This is a genomic window from Bacteroidales bacterium, from assembly GCA_018334875.1.
Classification (GTDB): Bacteria; Bacteroidota; Bacteroidia; order Bacteroidales; family UBA12077; genus JAGXLC01.
Genome location: JAGXLC010000384.1, coordinates 1 through 3,835, shown reverse-complemented (window position 1 = coordinate 3,835; position 3,835 = coordinate 1). Strand labels below are relative to the sequence as shown.

The 3,835-nt window shown below is 38.4% G+C and carries 5 protein-coding genes; 2 read left to right on the top strand and 3 right to left on the bottom strand.

Going from position 1 to position 3,835, the window contains the following annotated elements:
- Positions 1-230 precede the first annotated feature (230 nt).
- Positions 231-662, top strand: coding sequence for a hypothetical protein (locus KGY70_18490; protein ID MBS3777191.1), 432 nt, complete (start codon positions 231-233; stop codon positions 660-662).
- A 182-nt stretch (positions 663-844) separates the two neighbouring features.
- Here the strand turns inward: KGY70_18490 and KGY70_18485 are convergent, their stop codons facing one another.
- Positions 845-1,408: a YIP1 family protein gene (locus KGY70_18485; protein ID MBS3777190.1), complete on the bottom strand. Its 564-nt coding sequence runs from the start codon at positions 1,406-1,408 to the stop codon at positions 845-847.
- A 55-nt stretch (positions 1,409-1,463) separates the two neighbouring features.
- Positions 1,464-2,129, bottom strand: coding sequence for a DUF2490 domain-containing protein (locus tag KGY70_18480; GenBank protein ID MBS3777189.1), 666 nt, complete (start codon positions 2,127-2,129; stop codon positions 1,464-1,466).
- A 205-nt stretch (positions 2,130-2,334) separates the two neighbouring features.
- On the opposite strand from KGY70_18480, the gene KGY70_18475 reads away from it, so the two are divergent.
- Positions 2,335-3,339 (top strand): alpha/beta hydrolase, encoded by a 1,005-nt coding sequence (locus KGY70_18475; protein ID MBS3777188.1) that lies wholly within the window; start codon positions 2,335-2,337, stop codon positions 3,337-3,339.
- Positions 3,340-3,613: 274 nt separating this feature from the next.
- Here KGY70_18475 and KGY70_18470 read toward each other — a convergent pair.
- Positions 3,614-3,835: hypothetical protein (locus KGY70_18470; GenBank protein MBS3777187.1), on the bottom strand; the 222-nt coding region annotated here is incomplete at its 5' end.

Genomic DNA, 3,835 nt, shown 5'->3' with positions numbered 1-3,835 from the left:
TTGCTCCGATTGAACTTGTCAATCAATACTTGCATCTGTTGACTGCTTCTTTGCCTGGTTTTATTCATAGCCTAAAATTTTTGGCTAAGATAAAGGCCTTCTGACACCATTACAATATGTATTTCCTAGGATGCTTACAGAGAAGTGTAAGATTATCTAAGAAACCGGTAAGATAATTCAAGAGGGCGGTAAGATTATCCAAGAAAAGGCTAAAATCATCCAAGAAAGGAATGAGATCATCTGAGAGAAGGGTGAGATTATCTAAGAGACCGGTGACATCATCTAAGAGGGCGGTAAGATTATCTAAGAGAGGGGCCAGATCATTCAAGAGAGGAATGAGATCATTTGAGAGAAGGGTTCGATTATCTAAGAGAGCTGCAGGCAATTCTGAATGGAATGAATTTTATTCTGTTGAGCAAATTGGCAGTGGCTATATTTTAGGAGGACGGACTAGAAAGAATACTTCTGATAGAGATGGCTGGATTGTGGAAATTGACCAGAGTGGAAATAAGCAGTGGAGCAGACTCTTTGGTGGTTCTAAGTACGATTGTATTCTGGATTTTCTGCAGACTGCAGATGAAGGTTACATCCTGGCTGGACAAACACGATCATTCGGAGCTGACCACGGCGACGGTTGGCTAATCAAAACTGAAGCAGATTAACCTTAAACCAGTTAGAAAGTCCAAAAAACCCTGAGGCACCCTCAGGGTTTTATTTACGTGCATAGCACACACCATGCAAGAATGAATGGCCGCTCTGATTAAGAAGATGGAAAGAATCCGGTAAAATCAAGAAACAGTTCAGCAAAGAAGTGGAAAACTTAACAGCCTTTAGCCCTTCTCTTTTATACGATCTGAGATATTATCAACAGGGCTGCAAGAACATAAGATATGGTTCTGGCCGTTTGGGCTTGCCCCTGTAAGGTTACTGTAACTGCAATATAAAGCAGGTACACTCCATAAAGACTAACCGCCAGGCCAATGATTGCTCCAAGGGAATAGCTGATGCCACTAAAAAATCCCAGGAATGCATTGATGGGGACGAGCACCATAGTTGCAGCAGCAACCCGCACATTGGGTTCAAAATCAGTGTTGCCTTTACTTATGGCAGATATGATAAGCACGATCACTCCTACAATGAAAACACCGATTACAGCGCCAATAATGGCACCAAAAAAGCCTGCAATACCTGTAGCTCCGCCTAAAAAGCCTGTTGAAACCCCGGTTACATTCAATATGTCCCAGAGAAGAACAAAAATACCAGCTATCACACCATACATCAATGCTTTAATGATGGGTTCTCCTAACCCACCCTGAGTCTTCATAGATGCAAAATACGCTTTCGGTTGTAAAAGCGTTTTCTTTGAAGCCTCGTAAAGTTTGAAAATACTAAATCTTTCGTCACTCATATACAATAATTTTAAAGTTTAATATGATACCAATATACAATAAAAAATACAACAGTCAAAAATTGTAACTCAGAAAAGTTCCCAGCATAAATTTATCCGTCCACGTCCCGGGTTTTATCTTATTGGTCTCATGCCCCAGCAACAGGGTGATATCTATATTCTTAACCGGGATGCTTGCTCCGAGTATGGTCCGCTGTGCCGTATAACCCGGTTTGTTCAGGTTGAAAAATGGTTCCGTATATAAAAAAGGGCTAAAACCCTTAAATTGGTTATAGCTAACCTGTAGTTTATTACGGTACCTGTTGATCAGATCGCCATCCATAAATCTCAATCCCAATCTACTGCGGCTCAGAAAATCAAAAGAGCCCCATGTGTTGTTATAATATCCGTGTAACATGGGTCTATACTCTGCCCTAACCCTATCAGGAAATTTCACATATTCCTGTTTGTATCCCACACCCAGACTGAAATTATTTTTGGATGGAAAGTTTACCATCAATTGGGTATGGTTGAGAAAATGTCCTGCCCCGGGTAAAAAGAAATTGGCATTGTGAAACAAAATCTCCATATTATTCCATTCCGTACTGGCACCAACAAAAGTCCAGTATTCAATATCCTGGGCTTTTGTTGATTGAACCCCGGAAAATGAAAACCCTGTTAATAAGATCAGAATTAGCAATAAGCTTCTCCATGGAATGGTCATCCAGCGATAAATGTTCATAATAAGAGCATTTGATTATCAGATTCGCTTTATAGTTATACCGATTTGTATTTACTTATTCAAGAATTTGTGATAAATTATCCGTTAAGCATTTTATTAAATCAAAAATCAAGTAAGTAAACAAATTTAAATCAATGTTGTTAAAATCAAACATATCTGATTAATGTAACAATCAGAATTGCTAATAATAAATGCATATTGAAAAATGATAAAGAAAAGCATCTTTTTATTAATAATTATCGCAAGTGCATTTCAAAGTCTTAATGCACAGACCAATCAGTTACAGTGGCTGGATATTGAATTATCTAATTACGACTACCCGTTTAATGTAAATACCATTGAACTGGATGTACAAAAACAACATTTAACAATGGCATATATGGATGTACAGCCGGAAAACTACAATGGTAAAAATGTCATGTTGCTCCATGGCAAAAATTTCAACGGGGCATATTGGGAAACTACTATAAAAGCCTTGACCCGTGAAGGGTTTAGAGTAATTGTACCAGATCAGATCGGGTTTGGAAAGTCATCCAAACCACACCATTTTCAATACAGTTTTCACCAGTTGGCTCAAAATACCAGGCTGTTGCTTGACACTTTAGAAATAGAAAAAACAGCCGTTTTAGGACATTCTATGGGAGGTATGTTGGCCACGCGCTTTGCATTGATGTTTCCCGGATTAACAGAGAAACTAATTTTAGAAAACCCAATTGGCTTAGAAGATTATAAGTTAAAAGTACCCTATAAACCAGTTGAATGGTGGTATGAATCGGAGCTGGAAAAGAGCTATGAAGATATCAAAAATTATCAACTTAAAAATTATTACGACAACAACTGGAAAGATTCCTATAACGAATGGGTGAATCTGCTGGCAGGTTGGATTCTGAATTCAGATTACGAAACCATTGCCTGGAATTCGGCATTGGCATACGATATGATATTTACACAACCTGTTGTACATGAGTTTGATGAATTAAAACCCGAAACACTGCTCATTATAGGCACCAGGGATAGAACGGCCTTAGGCAAATCATTGGTTTCGGAAGAAACCAGGAAAACAATGGGACTTTATAAAAAGCTTGGAAAAAAAACACAAAAGGCCATTCCTAATGCAGAACTGGTTGAATTGGATGACATTGGACACTTGCCTCATATTGAAAGTTTTGAAATGTTTATTACTCCATTACTTAACTTTTTGAAGGAATGAACTGTTGCCAACATGATAATGGTTTGATCATCTATTGTTAGTACCTTATCATTTACATTCTGACAAATTTTGGCAGAAAATCAATAATTTATAGCTGAAATCATTATTATATCTTTGTTTTCTTATTATAAATGAGTAATGCTTTTATAGATTGATAAGGTACGATAAATAACCTGGACATGCATGGCTTTTCATATTGCTAATAATTCAGTCCTTGTGCATTTGGGCGAATATCCTGTTTGGTTCTGGCTTGTCCAGGTTATGGTTTGTTTTGCTAGAACTTAAACCGCACTCCTTTTATCAGTTTGAAGAGGAATTCCTCCAGTTCTCCCTTTGCCCGTCTGGTAAAATCCGTTTCTCGGGCATCCGGACCTTTCAGAACACCCAGAAACTGATCAGCCGGCTGATCCAACTTCCCTTTCCACTTTTTCCGGCTGTCCACCCATGCCGGTCCGGACTCCGTTAATTCACAATGATAGAGTTTGAACTCACACTT